This is a genomic window from Comamonas fluminis (assembly GCF_019186805.1).
Lineage (GTDB): Bacteria > Pseudomonadota > Gammaproteobacteria > Burkholderiales > Burkholderiaceae_C > Comamonas > Comamonas fluminis.
On sequence record NZ_CP066783.1, the window covers coordinates 2,244,018 to 2,264,954 of the forward strand.

At 59.8% G+C, this 20,937-nt stretch carries 22 protein-coding genes; 8 read left to right on the forward strand and 14 right to left on the reverse strand.

Translation table 11 applies throughout. The annotated features are described in order from the left end of the window. Positions 1-68: 68 nt before the first annotated feature. Entirely contained in the window at positions 69-629 is a 561-nt protein-coding gene (locus JDW18_RS10690) for a hypothetical protein (RefSeq protein WP_218243585.1), read from the reverse strand. 150 nt (positions 630-779) lie between these two features. Between JDW18_RS10690 and JDW18_RS10695 the strand changes: the two genes are divergently transcribed. Next, positions 780-2,183 (forward strand): RtcB family protein, encoded by a 1,404-nt coding sequence (locus JDW18_RS10695; protein ID WP_218243586.1) that lies wholly within the window; start codon positions 780-782, stop codon positions 2,181-2,183. 50 nt (positions 2,184-2,233) lie between these two features. Here JDW18_RS10695 and JDW18_RS10700 read toward each other — a convergent pair whose 3' ends face one another. The 5 genes from JDW18_RS10700 to JDW18_RS10720 form a co-directional block, all read right to left on the reverse strand. Further along, complete coding sequence (locus tag JDW18_RS10700) at positions 2,234-2,551, reverse strand: hypothetical protein (RefSeq protein ID WP_218243587.1); 318 nt, start codon at positions 2,549-2,551, stop codon at positions 2,234-2,236. A gap of 210 nt (positions 2,552-2,761) precedes the next feature. Beyond that, the gene (locus JDW18_RS10705; RefSeq protein ID WP_218243588.1) at positions 2,762-3,007 is read right to left on the reverse strand and encodes a hypothetical protein; all 246 of its coding nucleotides are present in this window, start codon (positions 3,005-3,007) and stop codon (positions 2,762-2,764) included. Positions 3,008-3,037: 30 nt separating this feature from the next. After that, the gene (locus JDW18_RS10710) at positions 3,038-3,355 is read right to left on the reverse strand and encodes a MafI2 family immunity protein (protein ID WP_218243589.1); all 318 of its coding nucleotides are present in this window, start codon (positions 3,353-3,355) and stop codon (positions 3,038-3,040) included. Beyond that, the gene (locus JDW18_RS10715; RefSeq protein ID WP_218243590.1) at positions 3,355-3,936 is read right to left on the reverse strand and encodes a peroxidase-related enzyme; all 582 of its coding nucleotides are present in this window, start codon (positions 3,934-3,936) and stop codon (positions 3,355-3,357) included. Before JDW18_RS10715 ends, JDW18_RS10710 begins: the two co-directional genes overlap by 1 nt. 134 nt (positions 3,937-4,070) lie before the next feature. Continuing rightward, positions 4,071-4,742: a LysE family translocator gene (locus tag JDW18_RS10720; RefSeq protein WP_218243591.1), complete on the reverse strand. Its 672-nt coding sequence runs from the start codon at positions 4,740-4,742 to the stop codon at positions 4,071-4,073. Positions 4,743-4,856: 114 nt separating this feature from the next. Here JDW18_RS10720 and JDW18_RS10725 point away from each other — a divergent pair, with 114 nt between their 5' ends. Next, positions 4,857-5,837 (forward strand): LysR family transcriptional regulator, encoded by a 981-nt coding sequence (locus JDW18_RS10725; RefSeq protein WP_246610443.1) that lies wholly within the window; start codon positions 4,857-4,859, stop codon positions 5,835-5,837. 53 nt (positions 5,838-5,890) lie between these two features. Here the strand turns inward: JDW18_RS10725 and JDW18_RS10730 are convergent, their stop codons facing one another. Further along, the gene (locus JDW18_RS10730; RefSeq protein WP_218243592.1) at positions 5,891-6,346 is read right to left on the reverse strand and encodes a helix-turn-helix domain-containing protein; all 456 of its coding nucleotides are present in this window, start codon (positions 6,344-6,346) and stop codon (positions 5,891-5,893) included. A gap of 81 nt (positions 6,347-6,427) precedes the next feature. Here JDW18_RS10730 and JDW18_RS10735 point away from each other — a divergent pair, with 81 nt between their 5' ends. Further along, positions 6,428-6,919 (forward strand): DUF2938 family protein, encoded by a 492-nt coding sequence (locus tag JDW18_RS10735; protein WP_246610445.1) that lies wholly within the window; start codon positions 6,428-6,430, stop codon positions 6,917-6,919. Between the two features lie 79 nt (positions 6,920-6,998). Beyond that, a complete protein-coding gene (locus JDW18_RS10740; protein WP_218243593.1) occupies positions 6,999-7,490 on the forward strand; it encodes a DUF6882 domain-containing protein in 492 nt (163 codons plus the stop codon). A gap of 61 nt (positions 7,491-7,551) precedes the next feature. Here the strand turns inward: JDW18_RS10740 and JDW18_RS10745 are convergent, their stop codons facing one another. Next, positions 7,552-9,447 carry an esterase/lipase family protein gene (locus JDW18_RS10745; RefSeq protein ID WP_246610447.1) on the reverse strand — a complete coding sequence of 632 codons (1,896 nt, stop codon included), beginning with the start codon at positions 9,445-9,447 and terminating at the stop codon, positions 7,552-7,554. Positions 9,448-9,550: 103 nt separating this feature from the next. Between JDW18_RS10745 and JDW18_RS10750 the strand changes: the two genes are divergently transcribed. Beyond that, entirely contained in the window at positions 9,551-10,663 is a 1,113-nt protein-coding gene (locus tag JDW18_RS10750; protein WP_218243595.1) for a DUF6892 domain-containing protein, read from the forward strand. A 3-nt stretch (positions 10,664-10,666) separates the two neighbouring features. Continuing rightward, positions 10,667-10,990 carry a low molecular weight protein tyrosine phosphatase family protein gene (locus JDW18_RS10755; RefSeq protein WP_218243596.1) on the forward strand — a complete coding sequence of 108 codons (324 nt, stop codon included), beginning with the start codon at positions 10,667-10,669 and terminating at the stop codon, positions 10,988-10,990. Positions 10,991-11,095: 105 nt separating this feature from the next. Here the strand turns inward: JDW18_RS10755 and katG are convergent, their stop codons facing one another. Continuing rightward, positions 11,096-13,297 (reverse strand): catalase/peroxidase HPI, encoded by a 2,202-nt coding sequence (katG, locus tag JDW18_RS10760; protein ID WP_218243597.1) that lies wholly within the window; start codon positions 13,295-13,297, stop codon positions 11,096-11,098. A gap of 306 nt (positions 13,298-13,603) precedes the next feature. After that, the gene (locus JDW18_RS10765) at positions 13,604-14,146 is read right to left on the reverse strand and encodes a PAS and helix-turn-helix domain-containing protein (protein ID WP_218243598.1); all 543 of its coding nucleotides are present in this window, start codon (positions 14,144-14,146) and stop codon (positions 13,604-13,606) included. Positions 14,147-14,220: 74 nt separating this feature from the next. Here JDW18_RS10765 and JDW18_RS10770 point away from each other — a divergent pair, with 74 nt between their 5' ends. Together JDW18_RS10770 and JDW18_RS10775 are read left to right on the forward strand one after the other, a co-directional pair. Next, on the forward strand, positions 14,221-14,928 hold the full coding sequence (locus JDW18_RS10770) for a CoA transferase subunit A (RefSeq protein ID WP_218243599.1): 708 nt from the start codon (positions 14,221-14,223) through the stop codon (positions 14,926-14,928). Between the two features lie 2 nt (positions 14,929-14,930). Continuing rightward, positions 14,931-15,569, forward strand: a complete 639-nt coding sequence (locus tag JDW18_RS10775; RefSeq protein ID WP_218243600.1) for a 3-oxoacid CoA-transferase subunit B — start codon at positions 14,931-14,933, stop codon at positions 15,567-15,569. A gap of 112 nt (positions 15,570-15,681) precedes the next feature. On the opposite strand, the gene JDW18_RS10780 is transcribed toward JDW18_RS10775, so the two are convergent. The 4 genes from JDW18_RS10780 to JDW18_RS10795 all read right to left on the reverse strand — a co-directional run bounded on the left by JDW18_RS10780 (position 15,682) and on the right by JDW18_RS10795 (position 20,868). Further along, a complete protein-coding gene (locus JDW18_RS10780) occupies positions 15,682-16,533 on the reverse strand; it encodes a hypothetical protein (RefSeq protein WP_218243601.1) in 852 nt (283 codons plus the stop codon). Continuing rightward, on the reverse strand, positions 16,530-18,116 hold the full coding sequence (locus tag JDW18_RS10785; protein ID WP_218243602.1) for a hypothetical protein: 1,587 nt from the start codon (positions 18,114-18,116) through the stop codon (positions 16,530-16,532). Before JDW18_RS10785 ends, JDW18_RS10780 begins: the two co-directional genes overlap by 4 nt. Positions 18,117-18,140: 24 nt before the next feature. Then, entirely contained in the window at positions 18,141-19,862 is a 1,722-nt protein-coding gene (locus tag JDW18_RS10790; protein ID WP_218243603.1) for an OmpA family protein, read from the reverse strand. Positions 19,863-20,328: 466 nt separating this feature from the next. Then, positions 20,329-20,868, reverse strand: coding sequence for a hypothetical protein (locus tag JDW18_RS10795; protein WP_218243604.1), 540 nt, complete (start codon positions 20,866-20,868; stop codon positions 20,329-20,331). Positions 20,869-20,937: the final 69 nt, after the last annotated feature.

Here is a 20,937-nt window from a genome sequence, read left to right on the forward strand (position 1 = left end):
GATTTTTGAACCAAACAAGCCTTTAGCCCATTAAATACATAGGCTTGATGCTATCAATCTGAGAGTTTTTATTCATCCGCAGGCATGGGCGGAATATCCAGCAGTGCACCGTACTTTTGCTGCAACTCGGCAAAACGCGCCAGCGTAGGTGGCACGGGCTGGATATTCAGCGCCTTGCGCAGCAGTGGCAGCTGCTCTGTGCCAATGTCACCAAACGTGGGGCTGGGCTGGCGAAAATAGGCCTCGCCTTCTTCCTCTTCGTAGTACAGCTGCTCCAGGCTGAACCAGCCCACGTAGTAGCCGTAGTCAAAGAATTCCTGAAAATTCTCGGCAATCACAAAGCTCTGTGCATCGGCGCAGGGCAGCGTCATGACGATGGGGCAGACATCTGCAGGCAGGCGCTCATCCACCAAAAAGCTGTAGTGCACGCTGTCGCCGCCCGTGGTGGCAAAGGTCAGCACATTGCGCGGCGTAGCCCAGTCGATGTAGTCGCGCTGCGGCGGAATTTCCAGCAGCAAGCCGCAATAGTCCAGCACTGCGTCGGCAGACAGATTGAACTGCGGGCCAATGGCTTCGGCTGCGTCATACAGCGCCTGCAGCGGGGCGGGAATGGGGGCGTCGTTTTGCATTGCAGCATCTTAGCAACGCGGCATTTGGCGGCTTGTCGGCCATTTGATTAGAATTCGCCGCTTATCTCCTTCTTGAAGCTGCTGCTCGAAGGTACCTGGCTTCCCCACACAACGGGAGGCTGCATTGGCGTACCTCAGCATTTCAGCATCATGTCTACTGTTTCCGGGAAGCTTTCCCGACTGCAAAAAGCCCTCGCACGCGATGGCATCCAGGTCTCGTACCGAGACAGCATTTACCAAATCCATAACGAGCAGGCGGCTGCCACCATCTTGCTGCCCGACAGCTTACCGCTGGAGCACAAGGCCGTCAGCCAGTTGCTGGACTTTGCCTCGGTGGCCGATCCCGACGGCCACGGCGCGGTCTGCAAAGCCTGTGCCACACCGGACTTTCACCCGGGCAGCATTGCGCCCGTGGGCTCGGTGGTGGCCACTTCGCCAGACTTTGTGATTCCCGCCGCCATTGGCACGGATATCAACTGCGGCATACGCCTGATGACGACTGGCTTGAACCAGACGCAGGCCGAGCTGCACAAGAGCACCATCGTGAGTCGGCTCACCCAGGCCATTCTGAAAAACGGGCGCGATGTGCCGGTGAGGACAAAGGGTTTCAAGGCGCTGTTTGACGATGGCCCATCGGCCTTTATCGACGAGCTGCCCGCGCTGGGCCTGTGGCAGGGCGTGAACCGTGACCGCCTGCAGCGCGAGCTGGCTGCCTGCGTGGGCCTGCAAGGCTTTGCGGGCCAAAGCCGCTACGCGCCCGAGGCATTGCTGCAAGAGCGCGAAGTCGTGCGCCCGCCGTCGGCAGCGGATTTAGGCAGCGGCAACCACTTTCTGGAGTTCTGCGTGGTCGATGAAATCTACGACCGTCACGCCGCCTATGCCGCAGGGCTGAAAAAAGGTGATGTGACGGTGATGATTCACACCGGCTCGCGTGATGTGGGCTTTTATGTGGGCCGCCGCTGGATGGATCTGGCCAAACAGCAATGGCCGCAGGGCATGAAGCACCCGCAGCACGGCCTGTATGGCCTGAGCGGAGCGCTGGCGCAGGACTATCTGCACGCCATGGGTGTGGCGGCGCGCTACGCCTGGTTCAACCGCATGGCGCTGGCCGAGCTGGTGCGCAAGGAGTTGACCGATATGGCTGCGCTTGATGCGTCGCAGCTGATTGTCGATGTGCCGCACAACGTGGTGATGCGCGAGGGCGAGTTCAACGTGCACCGCAAAGGCTCGACCCCTGCGCATGATGGGCAGTGGGCCTTGATTCCCGGCTCCATGGGCGACTACTCGTTTCTGGTCAAGGGCCTGGGCAATGAGGACTGGCTGCAGTCCTGCAGCCACGGCTCGGGCCGTCAGGTGCGCAGGCAGGACACGCGCCGCATGAAGCAGCCGCTGGTGGAATCCGTCTGGCAATGCATCACCTTGCGTGAGGAGCGTTTGATCGAGGAAGCTCCCAGCGCTTACAAGCCGGTGGGCCCGGTGCTGCAAGCGCAGGAAGAAGCGGGGCTGATTCGCGCCAGTGTGCGGCTCAAGCCTTGGCTAACCTTCAAGGCCTGAGCTTTGGATTGAATGGTTGCCAGCGCTTTAGCCAAAAGCGCTGACAGTTATCAAATCTGCAGCAGATTCAGCAGTGCACCAAACGCATGAAGAGGCAGCCAGCAGATGGTGCTATCGACCATTCCATACCAGTGGCAACTGACCCAGCCAAATGGCATGCACAGGGCGGCCAGTACCAGCAGATCTGCCACGACCAGAGCAGGCTGGTGCTTGACTAGCTGAACCACCAGGTCCACCAGATAGCCGACAAGCAAAGCAAAACATAGAAAGCCCAGCACGATGGCGACGCCCAACCCGGTATCGCCACGGTGCTCTCTGCCCGCATTGGCCGAGGTCGAAAGGCTGGCAAAGCCATAGAAGACAAGCATCGCTGCGACTGGCAGAGCGAGCCTGAGAAAAAACTTCCAGCCGAGGCGATTCATATAAAGCCCGGGTTGAGCCAGTTGCCAATAGTTGGGTAGCGCTGGCTTTGGTTGCGTGATGTGCCCATCATAGTTGTTGGCGGAGAGAGGCAGCCAAGCGGCAAATTGGGAGCGCGTGATTCCTTGCTGCAGGGTGTTTTTGTGCGCTGAACGGTTCTATAGCTCGCTAATCTGCACCGCTGCGCCATGGCGCAGTCCTTCGTCTATCAAAACCCGCAGCGCCCGGGCGACGACGGCGGCATCGCCCATATGGTCGATAAAGTAAAAACCATCGGCCTCCAGCGCGAAGTCATAGTCGGGCATCTGGCCCGGGGCGGTTTGAACCACAGGCAGCCTGCGCTGCACCGCTTGGGTGTCAAAGCCTTGAGGGACGGGGAAGTGGATTTTGTATTCGATGCCCATCGCTCGATTGTCGCTGCAGCAGGGCTGGGGTCACCCACCTTCCCAGCGGCGGTAGCCAATATGCGCCAGGCCCGTCAATCGCTGAGGCAGGGGCGCGGCGCGATGCTCTTCATCCAGCGTCCATGGGCCTTGCAGGTCAGCCAGCACTTCGGCGGCAGCAATGGATGCGGCTTCGCGGGCTTCTTCGTCTGGTGCTCCATCGTATTCAAAGAGCAAGCGCAGGTGCAGGGCTGCCGTATCCGCTTCGACGCAGGCCTGGCGCAGCTGCGGGTGCACTGCGCCCAGCAGTGCGCGCTGCAGCGACAGCAGCAGAAAGCGGTGGTCAATGGCCGGGGCTGGGGTGGGCATCAGGCTTTTTTCTCGCGTGGCACGCGGCCCATCAGATAGAACTCGGGGTTGGGCTGCATGCCGGCAAAGCTGGCCATGCGGTTGGACAGTCCAAAAAAGGCGGTGATGGCCGCAATGTCCCAGATGTCTTCATCGTCAAAGCCGTGGGGGTAGAGGGCTTCGTAGTCGGCGTCGTCAATTTCGTGGCTGCGCTGGCAGACCTTCATCGCAAAGTCCAGCATGGCGCTCTCGCGCGGGCTGATGTCGGCCTTGCGGTAGTTGACGGCGACCTGATCGGCAATCAGCGGCTTTTTCTCGTAGATGCGCAGGATGGCGCCGTGGGCCACCACGCAATACAGGCACTGATTGGCCGCGCTGGTGGTGGTGACGATCATCTCGCGCTCGCCCTTGGTCAGCGAGCCTTCTTCCTTGGCCATCAGCGCATCGTGATAGGCAAAGAAGGCCCGCCATTCCGCCGGGCGGCGCGCAAAGGCCAGAAACACATTGGGAATGAAGCCGGACTTTTCCTGTACCTCGGCAATGCGCTGCTTGATGTCTTCGGGCAGGCTGTTCAGGTCGGGGAAGGGGTAGCGGTTTTTCATGGCGACAGTCTCCTTGGGCGGTAGTGGCCAAGCATGGCATGGCGCACGGCTCGCAAGCTGTCGTTTGTGTTGCAGATCATGCCGTTTGAAGGGTATTTGGCCTGCAGCCTATGTTTGATAAGCGCTGTAAGCTATTAATTTAAAAGCGTTTGTGGCGCGTTGGTGCCTATCAGCAGCAGGCCCAGGCCCAGCAGCACGCAGCCCAGGCTGCGATCCACCCAGGGGCGAATGGCCTGGACTTTAGGCTGCAGCACCGGGGCCGAGAAAAACCAAGCCACCAGCGTAAACCACAGAACATGGGCTGCGGCGATGAAGAGGCCATAGGCCAGTTGCGTGAGCATGGGCACCGAAGGCCCGGCAACCTGCGTGAACAGGCTGATGATGAACAGGGCCGTTTTGGGGTTGAGTGCATTGGTCAGAAAGCCCAGCCGCCAGAAGGACCAGAGGCTTTGCGCAGGCTGCTCTTGCACAGTAGTAGTCTGTGCGGCTGGGGCATTTGCTGTTGGGGCATTCGCGGCGGTGTGGCTGCCTGCCTCGCGCCACAGCGATATGCCCAGCCAGACGAGATAGGCGGCACCGGCCCATTTCAGCAAGGTGAACAGCCAGGGCAGGCTTTGCAGCAGCACGCCCAGCCCCAGCAAGGTGTAGCCGACATGCACCAGCACGCCGCAGCCAATGCCCAGCGCCACCCACAGGCCTGCGCGGCGTGATTGCATCAGGCTGGTGCGCGTGACCATGGCGAAATCCGCACCGGGGCTGATGACGGCAAGTGTGGTGATGAGAATCACAGTAGGCCAGGCATTCATAAAATTAAAAGTTGAATGGAAATCATGTTTCTGCGCAGTCGTGCGTCAACAAAAAATGACCAGGAGCGCTTTGAATACATACACTTTAGAAAATTCAAAGGCATTTGAATAACGATGATTTCTCAAGAAACTGGTGATTCAGATTCACAGATAGACGGACTGAGTAGCCTGAGTCCATCGCGCCGCATGCCTTCGCTGATGGCGCTGCGCTGCTTTGAAGCGGCGGCCCGGCTGGAGAGCTTTAGCCGCGCTGCTGATGAGCTGCACCTGACCCATGGCGCCGTCAGCCGTGCGGTGCGGGCCGTGGAGGAAGAATTGGGCACGCCGCTGTTTGAGCGGCGCAATCGCCGTGTTTTCCTCAACGACCATGGTCGTGTGCTGTTCGACGGCGTGCACGCCGGGCTGGCGCAGATGGCGCAGGCCGCCGATGCCGTGCGCCAGCGCGTGGCCAGACATGCGCTGCTGCTGTCTTGCGAGCCCACGCTGCTGATGCGCTGGCTGATTCCGCGCTGGGGCGACTTTCAGGTGCAACACCCGGACATCACCGTGCACCTGGTGGCAGGCGGCGGCGCCGTGGACTGGGGCAGCGGAATTGATCTGGCTTTGCGCCGCAATGACTTTGACTGGGGCCGCAGCACCCACTCCGTGCCTTTGCGCGAAGAGCGGATTGGCCCCGTCTGCCAGCCGCAAAAGCTGGTGCAGCTTTTTGCGCAGGCTGCAGACGGCCGTTATCAGCTGCGTGCAGATGCCACTTTGCTGCACAGCAAGACCCGTCCGCATGCCTGGCAGGACTGGCAGAAATACACATCAAACAGCCCCAAAGCCTATGTGCAGCAAGTGCCAGCAGCTATCAATTTGGTATTCGAGCACTTCTATCTGAGCCTGCAGGCCGCCAGTGCCGGGCTGGGCGTGGCCGTGGGGCCGCAATTGCTGGTGCAGGACGAGATGGCCGCCGGGCGGCTGGCGGCGCCGCTGGGCTTTGTGGCCGATGGCTCTCAATACTGTTTGCTGGCCCCGTACGCCTGGGGCGCAGGCAGCGCGCAGCAAAAATTGTGCGACTGGCTGCTGCAGCAGATGGCACAAGAGGGGGGCTAAGCTGCTACGAAAGGGCGGTGAAGGGCGGTGAAGGGCGGTGAAGGCCCCGCCGCTTATGGCGAAGTTTTACGCGGCTTGCGCTGCGGGCTGACGGATGGTGCCAGTGTTTGAATTTTGCCTGCCCCCACATTCGCGCTGGCGGCGCGCATCAGTCGCCTGAAAGTATCGCAGTTCAGGTGGCTGGTTTCTGGGCAGACAGCTGCGTGGCGCAGGCCATCGCGCACGGCTTTGAGGCGGCGAATCTGCTGCTCCAGCGCATCGGCCTTGGCGGTCAGCATCTGGCGATCTATCTGCGGCGTTTGCCCCGGCGGCAGCATGGTGGCGATCTCCTGCAGTGAAAACCCAGCCGTGCGCCCCAGCGCGATGACGGCCAGTTGATCGAGAACCTGGGGGGCGAAAATGCGCCGCTGCCCCTGGCGGCCTAGGGACTGGATCAGTCCTTTTTCTTCATAAAAACGAATGGCGGAGGCGCTGAGCCCGCTGCGTCTGGCGACTTCTGTAATGTCCATGGCTTACCTCTTGCGTTCAAGTGCACTTGAACTTCTACAGTCTGCTTGAACTGTAGTGGCAGAACTGAAAGAGGTGCGGAAATGATGGAGCTGAATGGGGTGATGCAGCCCATGGTGGTGGCAACGGCTGTGGGCGCTGGGGCGACGGTGCTGATGGATGCATGGTGCTGGTGGCTGCGGCGGCGAGGCATTGCCACGCTGGACTACGCCATGCTGGGGCGCTGGTGTGGCCACTGGCTGAAAGGGCGCTGGTTTCATGCGCCGATTCAGAAGTCTCCTGCCATCCGGGCTGAAAAATGGCTGGGCTGGCTGCTGCATTACCTGACGGGCGTGGTGTTTGCCGCACTCTGGCTGGCGCGGTGCGGGCCTTGGCCCAGCGTTGTCTCAGCCTTGGTCTTTGGCGTTGCGACGGTATTGCTGCCCTGGTTGGTCATGCAGCCCGCGCTGGGAGCGGGGCTGGCGGCATCCAGAACGGCAAGGCCCTGGCAAAGCCGTGGCATCAGCCTGGCTACGCATGCGGTCTTTGGCCTGGGAATGTGGGGCGCGGTCTGGCTGCTGCAGGTGTTTGCATAGCAGTTTCAGGCAGAGCCTTTCGCTCGGCACTCTCACGTCTTGGCAGACAATGGCGGCCATTGAAGAACAAGGAAGCGCTATGAGCGAAGAAAAGCAAGCCACCGACTGGGCCGCCTGGAGCCGCGAGGCCGTGGAAATGATGGTAGCCAAGAACGCTGAGTGGCCGCGCCAGTTCGGGCTGGAAGGCTCTCCTGCCTATCGCTGGGATCTGGATAGCGCCACGCTGGTGTTGCAAGGGGCGCTGCATGAGGTGGTGGCCACGGTGTGCCTGGTGGGCACGACCAGCGAGGCCGAAGGCAGCTTTGTCTGGAGCTGGGCCAATGAAGCCATTCCCAGACAGCATGGCGAAGCGCTGGAGGTGGTGCACGACTTTGGCCGCGAAAACCATCTGGCCCTGTTGACTACAGCCCGTATTCAGGGCGGCCGCCCGGAGGCGACCGAGTGCCTGTGCATCGCCGCCCGCCTGCAGCGCGCCATGGGCACGTTTATCGACAAGCAGGGCGATGTGACGCTGTACTTCACCTTGCTGCATGCGCGGCTGGCGTCCATGGACGACGCCTTGCCGAATTGATGGGCTGCAGTGCTGGCTAAGCTGCTCAATTGGTGCTCAGTGGGTGCTTAGTGGGCGCTGCTCAGTTTGCGCCGCTGAGCCCGGCGCGCAGAATGCGGCGCAGTTCAATGATGGCCTGCGGCGTTTCCTGCACGCTGTGGCCTGAGGCAATCACCAGCTCTGAAGCGGCTGCGTCCAGGTGTGCGCTGCTATAGGGCACGATGCCGTCGCTGCTTTGCGCCAGCGGCACATCGGGTGTGTTGTTGCCGATGATGGAGTGGTAGCGCACATTGGCCGCCACAGGCAGGTCTGCCGTGGCGCGCAGAAACAGGTCTTTATCGCTGAGGTTGTCGATGCTGTTGGGAATGTGCAGCTCCCGGGTATTGATGCGCGGCGATGCATTGGCCACGGCCAGTGCCGTGTCGGTAAATTTTCCAATCATCGAAAAAGGCAGGGTGATCAGGTTCGATGCCCAGCGCACGATGCGATGGTTGGCAAAGTCTGTGCCGCGATGCGGTGCAGCGATAAAGATCGCGTGCCGCACCTGAGGCAGCGGCGCGAATTCCAGCAGCGGGGCCATCTCGCCCTGCAGCTGTTTGCGGGCACTAGAGGGCAGCTCCAGCTCCATGGCGACAGCATCCATCACCTTGCCATTCGTTCCGCTGACCATCAGGCGCGCCAGAACTCCGCCCATGCTGTGCCCAACAAGGGTGATGTTCCGGCTGGCGACGGCCTTGCCTTGCGGGTCAAAATGCGACAGGGTTTGCTGCAGCGCCTCACGTATCGTGTAGTTGTTGAGCATGATGGGCGCATTGGTGGGGTAGTACACCTGCCAGACTTGGTAGTTACGGCGAAGCTGCTCGTCCCCCAGCACTTCATTGGCCACATTGATCCAGGCTTCCGGGCTGCTGGCCAGGCCGTGCAGCATGACGATCAGGCGGCGATTGGGGTCATAGGGCTGCATCAGGTGGATCTGAGGCTTGCCAATGCCATCGCGTTTGCCCAGCAGGGTTCGCAGCGCCTGGGTGGAAAAATTGGAGCGCGCCAGCCACAGCCCGTAGCCAGAGGTGAAATTGCCCGCCAGAGGAACGACAAAGCCGCCCAGCTTGACTTCGCTGCGGCGATAAGGGTCGTGCAGACGCACTGTCAGTTGCTGGGTGTTCAGCACCTGTGCCAGCGTGTCGCCATCAAACTCCAGCATTGCCGTGACGGCAGGGATACGGGCTTCTTCAAAGACGTCAGAAGGCGTGGCCGTCTCTGCAGGCATCTGGCTTTTATCAAACACGGCAACCAGTTCAGCGCCAAAGCCATCGCGGCGATAGATGTTTCGCAGCCCGGAAAAACTCAGCGAACTGGCGGCAATCAATTCCTGCGGAAGCGCCCGGGTGGAGAGCTGGTTGATGTCGGACAGGTCAATCGACATCTGCCAGTTACGCCACTGAACGCGGTCCCCATCGACTTGTGCCAGCTCAGCGCGCTCGCTCACGCCCCGGCGCAGGCGGAACATTTCAGTGATGGCCTGCTGGGTGGCAAAGTTGTAGTAGTCACGCACCTGGGTTTGGCGGTCTTCAAATGCGCGCTTGACGGGGTCTTTTGCCGTAAAAAACAGATAGGCCCAGGCGTGGCGTGCTGCTTCCAGCCAGGCGGCAATGGCTTCGTCCGATTCCTGCTTGTCCAGCAGCATGCCCTGATGTGTCCACAACTCCGCCAGCGCAGCCAGGCGCTGCTCGTCGCTGAGGCCTGATGCATCGCGCAGACTGCTGCGGCAGCGTGCTGCGTCGGCAAGACAGGGCTTGGTTTCGCTGCCGATGACGCGCAAAGACTCACGCGTTGCAGCGCTGAGCGTGCCGTTGGTGAGCACGTCAGCGCGGCGCTGAGTCAGATACTCGGAGGGCTCGATGGAGCTGACCTTGACGCCCGCACAACCAGTGAGCAGCACCAGGGCGCAAAGAGCAATAAAACGATGGCTAAGCAGCACGGGAAAAGCAGCAAATGACAAAGCGCCATTGTGCAGGAGGATGCTTGCGCGGCGCAGACGGTTAGCATGTCTGCACTTTGGAGTTTTGCAGGAGCTGCTTGTCATGGGTATTCTGAACTGGTTCAAGCCCCGCGCTCAGGCAACGGAATCCGCACCCATCCCTATACCAGTACCAGCACGCCCGCTGGATATTGATCTTGGCGATGAAGGGCTGCGCATCAACGGGCAGTTGCTGCCCGAGATCACACGCGATGCGCTGGCAGGCTTGCTGGGCGAGCCGCGCATCATCCCGCCCAAGAAAGGCAAGCCCGACGACAGCAAGACGCTGGTGATATGGGATGAGGCGGGCATTTACGGTTTCAGCGCTGATGGCCAGCAGATATCCGAGCTGGCTTTGCGCCTGGCCGATGACCCCAAATGGCAATCGAGTGTGAAGTTTGATTTTCAGCAGATGCGCCCGCATGCCATCTTCCCCGGGCAGTTCACCGTGGCTGGCCAGCCCTTGATGGCGTTGATTTCCGACGATGAGCTTGGCGAGGCTTATCTGTTTGTAGAACTCAAGCGCGGTAACTGGCAAATTGATTTGAGTCTGTGCGAGTCGGTACAGGCGCAGATTGCGGCGCTGTCGTTTGGGGAACGCAGCCAGAGTGCCGGGCGCGAGAAGGTTGCGCGTTTGCTGCGCTCGTCGCCCGCGCCGTTTCGGGATGTTGAAATCAGCCGCAAGCCCGCCAGAAAAGCCAAAGCCGCCAAAGCCTCTTCAGATAAGTGGAAGCTGCCGCAGCCCGTGGGTGAGCAACTGGTGTTTGAGCATTTGCCCTTCAAACTGGCCGTGGTGCAGGAGCTGATGTATGGGCAGGGCTTGCTCAAGCCCGAGTTCGACGTGCATGACTTTGCGCGGGACTTCGCCGCGCGTGAGATCGACCCCGATGATTACTACGACGAGATGATTCCCGAGGTTGAGGCATGGTTCACGGCCTTGCCGATTGCCAAATCGCTGGCCGCGCATGTGCAGCGCCTTTATTTCGACGGCGGCAACGACATTTATCTGCAGCTGATTCCGCAGTGGGACGGCGAGGACGAACAGTTCAATATCACGGCGCTCTCGCCACAGGAATTGGCGCAGTTTCCGATGCTGCGTGAAGTGGTCGGCACACATTGGCTGTCTGAAGCGGCGCAGCAGCTATTGCGAGAGCGCGGTATTGCGGTGCTGGATTGAGCCATGCCAAACGTTCTTTTTATCTGTAGCCGCAACCGTTTGCGCAGCCCCACTGCCGAGGTGCTGTTTGCGGAACTGGCGGGCGTGGAAACCGATTCTGCCGGGCTGGCACCCGATGCGGATTGCCCGCTCAGCCCCGATCAACTGGAGTGGGCAGACTTGATCTGCGTGATGGAAAAACGCCATCGCAGCCAGTTGGCGCAGCGCTTCAAGCCTTATCTGTCGGGTAAGAAAGTAGTGTGTCTGGATATTCCAGATAATTACCAGTTCATGCAGCCAGAGCTGGTGTCTTTGCTCAATAAGAGGGTGCTTGCGCATCTGCGATAAGAGCAAAGATGGGTTGGTAAAACTGCAGGTTTTGGGCATGAAAAAAGCGCTCCGTAGAGCGCTTTAGAGAAAGGGGGCAAGGCTTTCCTTGCCCCGATTTGCAGATTACTTCTTCAGATCAAAACGATCCAGATCCATCACCTTGGCCCAGGCGGCAACGAAGTCTTGGTAGAACTTCTGCTCGTTGCCCTTTTCGGCATAGACCTCGGCCACGGCGCGCAGCACGGCGTTGCTGCCGAAGACCAGGTCCACGCGGCTGCCGGTCCACTTCTTGGCGCCGGTCTTGCGGTCCACGCCTTCGTAGTTGCCGCCTTCCACGGCCTTCCACTGCGTGCCCATGTCCAGCAGGTTGACGAAGAAGTCGGTCGTCAGCTTGCCGGGTGCCTGGGTCAACACACCGGTGTTGCTGCCATCGCTGTTGATGTTGATGGCGCGCAGGCCACCGATCAGCACCGTCATCTCGGGCGCAGTCAGCGTCATCAGCTGGGCTTTGTCGATCAGCAGGGCCTCGGCAGGCGCGGCAAACTTGCCTTGCAGGTGGTTGCGGAAGCCGTCGGCCTTGGGCTCCAGGTACTTGAAGGATTCCACATCGGTCTGCTCTTGCGATGCATCGCCACGGCCTGCGTTGAACGGCACGGTGATTTGCACGCCAGCGTCTGCAGCGGCTTTTTCGACACCGGCATTACCCGCCAACACGATCAAATCGGCCAGCGAAATGCGCTTGTCGCCGTCGGCAGCCTTGTTGAACTCGCGCTGAATGCCTTCCAGCGCGGCCAGCACCTTGGCCAGTTGCGCTGGCTTGTTGGCAGCCCAGTCCTTTTGCGGAGCCAGGCGAATGCGGGCACCGTTGGCACCGCCGCGCTTGTCCGAGCCGCGGAAGGTCGAGGCCGAGGCCCAGGCCGTTCCCACCAGCTCTTGCACGGAGAGGCCCGATGCCAGCACCTTGGCTTTTAGGGCAGCCACGTCAGCCGCGTCGACCAGCGGGTGTTTGACGGCAGGGATCACGTCTTGCCACAGCAGCTCTTCCTTGGGCACTTCCGGGCCCAGGTAGCGGGCACGCGGCCCCATGTCGCGGTGGGTCAGCTTGAACCAGGCGCGGGCAAAAGCGTCGGCAAAGGCTTGTGGGTTCTCCAGGAAGCGGCGCGAGATTTTTTCGTAAGCCGGGTCTTTGATGAGCGAGATGTCGGTCGTCAGCATGGTGGGCTTTTTGTTGGGGCCACCGTGTGCGTCGGGGATGACATCGCCTGCGTCCTTGGCTACCCACTGGATGGCGCCGGCCGGGCTCTTCTCTTGCACCCATTCAAACTTGAACAGGTTTTCAAAGAAGAAGTTGCTCCACTGCGCGGGGGTCTGCGTCCAGGTCACTTCCAGGCCGGAGGTAATGGCGTCGCCACCCTTGCCGGACTTGTAGCTGCTGGCCCAGCCCAGGCCCTGGGCTTCCAGGCCAGCGGCTTCGGGGTCGGCACCCACGTTGGTGGCTGGGCCTGCACCGTGGGTCTTGCCGAAGGTGTGGCCGCCAGCGATCAGGGCCACGGTTTCTTCGTCGTCCATGGCCATGCGGGCGAAGGTGTCGCGGATGTCATGGGCGGCGCTGATGGGGTCGCCATTGCCGTCCGGGCCTTCGGGGTTCACATAGATCAGGCCCATCTGCACGGCGGCCAACGGGTTTTCCAGATCGCGTTCACCGCTGTAGCGGCTGTTGGGCTTGTCGCTGGTGGCCAGCCATTCTTTCTCGGCACCCCAGTACACGTCCTGATCGGGTTCCCAGCTGTCCACGCGGCCACCGGCAAAGCCGAAGGTGCGAAAACCCATGGTTTCCAGCGCCACGTTGCCGCACAGCACCATCAGGTCACCCCAGGACAGGGCCTTGCCGTACTTTTGCTTGATGGGCCACAGCAGGCGGCGCGATTTGTCGATGTTGACGTTGTCGGGCCAGCTGTTGAGCGGCGCAAAGCGCTGCTGACCACGGCCTGCGCCGCCACGGCCGTCTTGCACGCGGTAGGTGCCGGCTGCGTGCCAGGCCATGCGGATGAACTGGGGGCCGTAGTGGCCAAAGTCGGCAGGCCACCAGTCTTGCGAGTCGGTCATCAGTGCGCGCAGGTCGCGCTTGACGGCTTCGTAGTCGAGCTTGCCGAAGGCTTCGGCGTAGTTGAAGTCGGCACCCAGCGGGTTGGATTTTTCGGAGTGCTGGCTCAGCAGGTCAACGCGCAGCTGGTTGGGCCACCAGTCCTTGTTGGTGGTGCCATTGCCTTCGGCCGCAGTTTCGCTGTTTTTGCCTTGATGGAAGGGGCACTTGGATTCGGTCATGGGTTCTCCGTTTCAACGTTTCCGACAAGTCGGTGGGATGGTGCTTGATACCTGCCGATATCAATCAATAGAAATCAATAGTCATCAGCAATGGCGTGAGATGAATTATGGCCGCAGCCTTTGTGCAAAGGGCGTTTTTTGCTATTGAAATGATTAAGCAGCGCCATAGAGAGAAATGTGCAATGGGGTGTTGCCAGTTCAGAATCCAAGCGTAGGTCAGGCTGGCGGCGTGCACAAGACAGCCAGATCAAAAGTCGGGTTTGACCTACCGAGGTTTTGCGCTTTCGGGAGCCGCTTTTGCCGTATTTAACCTGCGACCAGTTTGTGCACCAGGTCGGCAGCGGTGGATGCACCATATTTGCGCATCAGCCGTGCGCGATAGATTTCAACAGTGCGATGGCTGATGTCCAGCGCACGGCCAATTTCCTTGGAGGTCAGGCCTTCGAGCAGGCGGGCGGCGACTTCGCGCTCGCGCCCGGTCAGCTCGGCCTTGACGGTACGCTGGGCACTGAGGTCTTCAAAGCTCCAGATGCCCGAGGCATGGGGGTCATCGCGGTCCAGTGTGCGGCCTGACACATGACACCAGAAGGTGTCGCCATTGGCGCGCTTCATGATGCGGTTGTCGCTGTAATAGCCCTTGGTGTTGAGAATCGGCGCGATGCGCGCACCCAGACGCTCGTATTCATCCACGCTGGGGTAAAGCACCTGGAACGACTGGCCTATGAGTACTTCCCGCGAGGCATGGAACATTTCACACAGTTGGCGATTACAGTCGATCATGATGCGGTTGCGCGAGATGACAAGACCTACAGGGGCTGCGTCAAACGCCAGCCGGTAATCGACAACCATAGTGATGCTCTTTACGAAAAACTACCTACTTGAGTACGTAGTATCGTAGCGCATCCCATCTAAAGGAGACATGTGTGAAAAAGCTCTATCCATCCGCAGAAGCGGCGCTCAAGGGCGTTGTGGCTGACGGGCAATTGCTGGCTGTGGGCGGCTTTGGCCTCTGCGGCATTCCCGAAGCGCTGATCGAGGCTCTGCGTGACAGCGGCGTCAAGAACCTGACGGTGGCATCGAACAATGCGGGCGTGGACGGCTTCGGTCTGGGCAAGCTGCTCGAAACCCGCCAGATCAAGAAGATGATCGCCAGCTATGTGGGCGAGAACAAGGAGTTTGAGCGTCAGTATCTGGCCGGCGAGCTGGAGCTGGAATTCACCCCCCAAGGCACTCTGGCCGAGAAGATGCGCGCTGGCGGCGCTGGCATTCCCGCTTTCTTCACCAAGACCGGCGTGGGCACACTGGTGGCAGAAGGCAAGGAACTGCGCGAGTTTGACGGCGAGACCTATGTGATGGAGCGCTCCATCGTGGCAGACGTGTCACTGGTCAAGGCCTGGCGCGCTGACAAGAGCGGCAATCTGCAGTTCCGCCTGACGGCGCGTAACTTCAACCCAGCTGCAGCCACTTGCGGCAAGGTCTGCATTGTGGAAGTGGAAGAGCTGGTGGAGATTGGCGAGATCGCTCCTGACGATATCCATCTGCCTGGCATCTATGTGAGCCGCATTGTTCACAACGCCACGCCTGAAAAGCGCATCGAAAAGCGCACGATCACTGAGAAAGCAGGAGCCTGACCATGCCTTGGACCCAAGACCAGATGGCCGCACGCGCGGCCCAAGAACTCGAAGACGGCTTCTACGTCAACCTCGGTATCGGCATTCCCACGCTGGTGGCCAATCACACGGGCGACAAGGAAGTGTGGCTGCAGTCGGAAAACGGCATGCTGGGCATTGGCCCCTTCCCGACCGAAGACCAGGTGGATGCCGACCTGATCAACGCGGGCAAGCAGACCGTGACGACCATCCCTGGCTCGGCCATTTTTGGCTCGGACCAGTCATTCGCCATGATTCGTGGCGGCAAGATCAATCTATCCATTCTGGGCGCCATGCAGGTGTCCGAGAAGGGCGATCTGGCCAACTGGATGATTCCCGGCAAGATGGTCAAGGGCATGGGCGGCGCCATGGACTTGGTGGCTGGTGTCAAGCGTGTGATCGTGCTGATGGAGCATGTGGCCAAAAAGAAGGACGGCACCACCGACCTGAAGATTTTGCCCAGCTGCACCTTGCCGCTGACAGGCCTTGGCGTGGTGGACCGCATCATTACCGACCTGGGTGTGATGGATGTGACGCCCGAAGGCCTGAAGCTGGTGGAACTGGCAGATGGCGTGAGCTTTGACGAAATCCAGTCCAAGACGGGTGTGACGCTGATGAAGTAAGCAGCTGGGGCCGCTTTGGCCCTGGCGACTTCACGAACATCACATCAGGCAATGATGAAAAAAGCCGCTGAAACAGCGGCTTTTTTGTGGGCGCTTGCAAGCAAGCCTGGGTTTACTGGATTCTGCCCAGCAGGTCAGGCATGCCGAAGTCCACCAGCTTGGCCTGTGATGCTGTGAAGTACTGCTCCCAGAAGCCGCGCAGGGCATTCATGGTCTGCGGGTCGCGGTACACGCCATTTTTCTGGGTGTCGGTGTCGATCAGACCTGCGCCCAGCACATAAATCTGTGCGCCGCCAAAGTTGGCTTGCAACTGGTTGGCTTCTACCTTTTTCCACTCGGCAGCGGCATCAATCTTGCGCACAGCCTTGTTGCTGTAGAAGCTACTGATGGAAGAGTTTTCCAGCATGTCAGACGCAAGCAGCACCACCTTGCGCTGTGCGGGCGAGGCCTGCACCTGTGTGGCGATGTCTTTGAGGCTGCCCAGCACATCGGATTTGGCGATGCTGGAGCTGCCCTGGCTCAGCGCCTTGACCAGCGCTTCCTGCGTCAGCTTCTGAATGCCTTGCTTCTGAAAGGTCAGGCATTGGTCAAACTTTTGCAGCAAGGCCTTGCCGGAGTCATCGCGTGCGCTGGCGGGCATGGGCGCATCCATGCGCGCATGCAGCATGCGACGTGTGTAGTAGCCCTGTGTATAGGCTGAGAAGGCAAACACTGTCAGTGCATTGCCGGGGCTGAGCAGGGGGGAGATCTGCTGCGCCAGAGACTGACGCAAATCGCTGTTGAACGGCGTAGTCTGGTCAATGACCACAAACAGCTCGGTCTGCACAGTGGCCGGGGCCTGGCGCTTGAGCTGAGCGTACTGATAGCAGTCTGGCAAAGCGTTGGTCGCAGGCTCGGCCTGCGCGTGGGCTGCGCACAAGGCCATGCCCACGCCTGCAAGCCATGGGTGCAGGCGTTGCATCATGGCTGGTTTCCTTCCAGGTTGGCCAGCTCGCGTTTGACTTGTTCGATCTTGGCCAGGCGCTGAGCCTCCTTGCGCTGAGCGAGTTCGCGCTCAAGGCGTGCCAGTTCATCGTCTTCAGACAGTGGTGCGGCCATGGGTGAAGTGACTGCGGGCGCGGGAGCCATTGCGACAGGAGCCGCAGGGGCGATAACCTGGGGTGCAACGGGTGCAACGGGTGCAACGGGTGCAACGGGTGCAACGGGTGCAACGGGTGCAACGGGTGCAATGGGTGCGGCATACACAGCAGGGGGGGCGACAGGAGCGGCCTGCGGTGCTTCACGGTACACCTGTGTGTGGTTGCGCTGGCTGTGCAGATCGCGGGCGTCTTCGTTGCGCTCGTTGTCCATGAATTCCTTGAAATTGGTCTTCCTGGCTTGCGCAGCGCTGCTGGTGCCGCTGCCGCCCTTTTCCTGGCGGCGCTGGTCCAGACTGCTCAGCTGTGCCTGAGCGGCATCGGCCACATTGCGGTAATGGGCGCGCACATCTTCATAGCTGGTGAAGCGGCCTTTGCCAATGGCGCGGAAGGCATCAGCACTTTGCTTACCTGCGAAGCCCCATTTGTAGCCAAACAGCACCCCCAGGAACTGCAGGAACACAAAGATCACGGCCAGCACGATGAAGGTGCCCCAGCCGCCGCTGCGGTCCAGATCCTGGGCGTCCTTCACCACCTTGTCCTTGGTGTCCTGCACCTGGGCCTGGTCGTGCGTGGGCAGTACCAGTCCGTCGAGTTTGAGTTCGCCGCTGCCTGCACCTGCGTCAATGCTCAGGCTCATGCTTGCGACTTCCTGGGTCAGCATCTTCTCCAGCACCTTGCCGCGAACAAAGGTTGCACCCACGGCCACAACGGCCACAAAGATCACGGTGGCAATGGTGATGGCGTACTGGGGGTGTGCGCCCACGCGGTTGATTAGCTGTGTATAGACGGGCAGCGGGTCATCCACGTTCTGGGGTTCAGCCAGCGCGACTTCCTTGGTGAACAGATCGCTTTTACGGCCCGCATCCAGCCAGCTGCGGCGCGCCTGCTTGATCTTGCCGGAGCGGTACAGTTCATGGCCGGAGAAATGGGTCAGCGCCACCAGCAGCACCGAGATCAGAAAGGCAATGCCCAGCGCGCCCATTTGCTGTGTGTTTTCGCTGGCGCCGGGGATGGTGTAGCCCGCCAGCACATAGCTGAAACCCATGGCTTCCACAAACACCAGCAAGGTGGTCAGCAGCCATATGAAGACGGGTGTGCCGCTGCGGCCCAGGTCGCCAGCCTTGGTCAGGTAGCTGATTTTTTCATTGAAGTCATGCTCATTGCGCAGCTGAATGAACTTCTTGTAGTCGCGGCACAGTTTCAGGTCACCCTGAAAAGCGCCAGACTGCTGGTCGATGCTCACATCCTTGGACAGGCGTGCCACATGGCCGATCAGCGGAAAGCTGTACCAGGTGTTCATCCACCACCATTTGACTTTGTCCCAGAGGGCCGAGATGACGATGGCGGCGAGGAGGACGCTGACAATGCTCCACACGGCGACCGGGTAAGTGCTCAGAATTTCTTTCATGTTGCAGTGATTGAGTTGTGTTTTTTAGAGCTGTTGACGAGGTTTGAAGTCGGTGGCGAGCAGTTGCCCGACATTGCCGTAGATGAGCTTGCCGTCGCTGGCAGTGGTGCCGCCACCCGATGGAAAAAGAATGTCCATGCAGCGCGCGCCCTGCGGGCTGTTGGCGAACACGCGGTACAGCAAGCCGTTGTTGCCCTGGTAGACGTTGACGGCGGGGCGGCCGCTCCAGACAGGCTTGGCGCTGGCGGCTTTGCTGGAGTCGTAGTTGGCGTAGAAATTCAACTCAGGCGACTGGGGCGAAGTGCCGTCGCGCAGCACGGCCACCTTGTTGAGTACCACCAAGTGCCCATTGATCTGCTGCGCCCAGGTGGTGCCATACAGGCCCTTGATGTGCTCGCTGGTGCGATAGGTTTTGCCTGCCAGCGACTTCACATCGCCAATCTTGCGGGGACGGTCCTGGTCGCAACGAGCGATAAAGGGGGCGTCGTTGCTGGCGTGCGCGGTGGAGATCAGGCCAAACGCGCTTTTCTGAGGCGTCTGGGCGCCCAGGCTCACCATGCGAGTCTGTGCGTTCAGTGGCGAGCCACCAAAATCCAGCGCGCCAGAGGGTAAGGCGGTGGCTGCGGCTTTGGCGGCGGCCGGTGCAGGCTCTGCAGCCGACACCACGGCAGCGGCGGCTGCTGCAGGCGCTGACTTGCTTGCAGTGGTGATTGCAGGGGATGGCGCTGTTGTTGAAGTTGTCGCCGAAGTTGTGCCTGGGGCCGTGGGGGCGGCAGCAACTGGCGCTGCAGGGGTGGTTGCCTGCGCAACCACAGGCGCGCTCTGTTTGCTGGGGCGGGCCTTGGCCACTTTGCTGCTGCGCGCAGCAGGCGCAGTTGAAGGTGAGGATGCGCTTGGCTCTGAAAATGCAGTGCCCGATGGTACAGAGCGGTACAGTGCGTAATTGGCACGGCGATTTTCAATGTAGTAAGCCAGCGCTTCGTCGCTGAAAACCTCCACAAACTCTACGCGGCGGTTTTGTCCTCGGCCTTGCTCGGTTGCATTGTCGGCAATGGGGTAACCTTCGCCCGCACCTTGAAAATACAGTTGTTCCTGAGGAACCCCATTTTGGCGCAGCAACTGCGCCACGGTTTTTGCACGGCGCTCTGACAAATCGGCATTGTGGGCAGAGCTGCCGGTATCGTCCGTATGACCAATCAGCAAGAGGCGGCGGTTACGCATGGCATCCTGCCAGGCCTTGGCCTGTTCAGGTTTTGCGCCTTCTGGCGGTTTTGTCTGCGCATATTGCTTGGCAATCTGCAGAAAATACTCACGGGCGCGGGGTGTCAGCTGTTCGGAGTTGGGCAGGAATTGCGCAGAATCCCCTTGCGCATCGCGCAGCGTCATGGAAAAGGCCTGAGCTGCTTCATCTTTTTGCGATTGGGCTGACACCGCAACAGGCGTGAACTCCATATCCAGCTGATATTGCTTGGCGATTTTGGAGAGTTCGCAGCGCTTTTGGTCAATATTCGCGCCAATCAGCCCGCCCACCAGTGCACCAGCTGCTGCGCCTGCAATGGCGGGGCCAATTTTGGCATCCAGTACCTTGGCCAGAACAAGGCCGCCCACCGCGCCCACTGCTATCCCGATATTGCGTGCGTTATTGGCGCAGGGGTCATCGCTGGCAAAAGTGTCCGTCAGTGTTTTCTGAATACCACTGCTGCCACCGCCTGTGGTGGTGGCGCATCCTGCCAATGAAAGAGCCATTGCCAAACATGTCAATCGATGGAAGGTCTGAGGTTTCCCTGTCATTTTTTCTTTGGATATGGGTTAAGAGCGATACGTCAGTCGTGCGCTTGAATCAACGAGATTCATCGCAGATGGAATGGGGCGGGGAATGGAATGGAGATGGCTGGGTAAATCAGCGGAGAAATTTATGGCAGCGATAAGTCGTCGTGAAAATGAGGATTTATGGCCGCAATAAGTCAAAGCCAATATCAATCAGGAAAATATCTGATAGTAACAAAAGTTTACATAAATTCAAAATGAATTTTTGAATATTTAAATAGTGTGCGCTCGCTCATTGAATAAGTGGATGGCTGAAATCAATTTGAAATGAGTGTGGAATCTCCCGCCTCTCTATGACGTCGGGCCTTTGAGGGCTGCAGGTAAATGCCTTTCGCACCCTCTGAAATGGGATGACTTCGGTTTTTATGGAGCCTGGGTGTTTTTGTCAGGACTGGCGAGTCTTGCGCCAGTTATTGACGGCATCGATAACTTCCAGCGCCAGAAGTCGCTCCGGGGGCGGCCCATATTGCTCAAGCAGGGGGGTGACCATGGCCCGCAGCTCTTGCGCATGGCAGTCTCCTGCGAACAACAAACGCCTCAGGGCAAGATGTCCCGCCACGATTTCGGGTGGTTCACTCCAGTGATGTCTTGCATCATCGGTAAGCGTCGAGACCTGGGAGAGACTGACCGAGGGAGTGGCCAGATAGGGCAGAAAGATTCGCGCATGCAACTGACCGCTTTGAATGAGGCCTGCATAGAAATGATCAATGGCAACTGCGTGCGTGGACGGCAGTTGCGCGAATGCTGTTTTTAACCGTTGCTTGCCGTGCGGCGTGACGATGTAGGCAGCGGCTGCGACAGCGTAGTTCTGATGGGCATCGATAATGTTGACGGTGGGGACGCGTCTTCTTTCTGTCGTACTTTTTTCCAGGGCTGCCTTGCCATAAGGCATATAGGCTTGCGCGGCATCCTGCAGAAGCTGCATGCTATTCAGATAGGCTAGGTGTCAGGTCCCGGATGATTGGCTGCTTACAACCAAGCGCCCGTTGCTCCA

Bases quoted from the DNA above. Each gene is read 5' to 3' on its own strand.
- JDW18_RS10690 (WP_218243585.1), bottom strand. From the start codon at position 629: ATGCAAAACGACGCCCCCATTCCCGCCCCGCTGCAGGCGCTGTATGAC.
- JDW18_RS10695 (WP_218243586.1), top strand. From the start codon at position 780: ATGTCTACTGTTTCCGGGAAGCTTTCCCGACTGCAAAAAGCCCTCGCA.
- JDW18_RS10700 (WP_218243587.1), bottom strand. From the start codon at position 2,551: ATGCTTGTCTTCTATGGCTTTGCCAGCCTTTCGACCTCGGCCAATGCG.
- JDW18_RS10705 (WP_218243588.1), bottom strand. From the start codon at position 3,007: ATGGGCATCGAATACAAAATCCACTTCCCCGTCCCTCAAGGCTTTGAC.
- JDW18_RS10710 (WP_218243589.1), bottom strand. From the start codon at position 3,355: ATGCCCACCCCAGCCCCGGCCATTGACCACCGCTTTCTGCTGCTGTCG.
- JDW18_RS10715 (WP_218243590.1), bottom strand. From the start codon at position 3,936: ATGAAAAACCGCTACCCCTTCCCCGACCTGAACAGCCTGCCCGAAGAC.
- JDW18_RS10720 (WP_218243591.1), bottom strand. From the start codon at position 4,742: ATGAATGCCTGGCCTACTGTGATTCTCATCACCACACTTGCCGTCATC.
- JDW18_RS10725 (WP_246610443.1), top strand. From the start codon at position 4,857: ATGATTTCTCAAGAAACTGGTGATTCAGATTCACAGATAGACGGACTG.
- JDW18_RS10730 (WP_218243592.1), bottom strand. From the start codon at position 6,346: ATGGACATTACAGAAGTCGCCAGACGCAGCGGGCTCAGCGCCTCCGCC.
- JDW18_RS10735 (WP_246610445.1), top strand. From the start codon at position 6,428: ATGATGGAGCTGAATGGGGTGATGCAGCCCATGGTGGTGGCAACGGCT.
- JDW18_RS10740 (WP_218243593.1), top strand. From the start codon at position 6,999: ATGAGCGAAGAAAAGCAAGCCACCGACTGGGCCGCCTGGAGCCGCGAG.
- JDW18_RS10750 (WP_218243595.1), top strand. From the start codon at position 9,551: ATGGGTATTCTGAACTGGTTCAAGCCCCGCGCTCAGGCAACGGAATCC.
- JDW18_RS10755 (WP_218243596.1), top strand. From the start codon at position 10,667: ATGCCAAACGTTCTTTTTATCTGTAGCCGCAACCGTTTGCGCAGCCCC.
- katG (WP_218243597.1), bottom strand. From the start codon at position 13,297: ATGACCGAATCCAAGTGCCCCTTCCATCAAGGCAAAAACAGCGAAACT.
- JDW18_RS10765 (WP_218243598.1), bottom strand. From the start codon at position 14,146: ATGGTTGTCGATTACCGGCTGGCGTTTGACGCAGCCCCTGTAGGTCTT.
- JDW18_RS10775 (WP_218243600.1), top strand. From the start codon at position 14,931: ATGCCTTGGACCCAAGACCAGATGGCCGCACGCGCGGCCCAAGAACTC.
- JDW18_RS10780 (WP_218243601.1), bottom strand. From the start codon at position 16,533: ATGATGCAACGCCTGCACCCATGGCTTGCAGGCGTGGGCATGGCCTTG.
- JDW18_RS10785 (WP_218243602.1), bottom strand. From the start codon at position 18,116: ATGAAAGAAATTCTGAGCACTTACCCGGTCGCCGTGTGGAGCATTGTC.
- JDW18_RS10790 (WP_218243603.1), bottom strand. From the start codon at position 19,862: ATGGCTCTTTCATTGGCAGGATGCGCCACCACCACAGGCGGTGGCAGC.
- JDW18_RS10795 (WP_218243604.1), bottom strand. From the start codon at position 20,868: ATGCAGCTTCTGCAGGATGCCGCGCAAGCCTATATGCCTTATGGCAAG.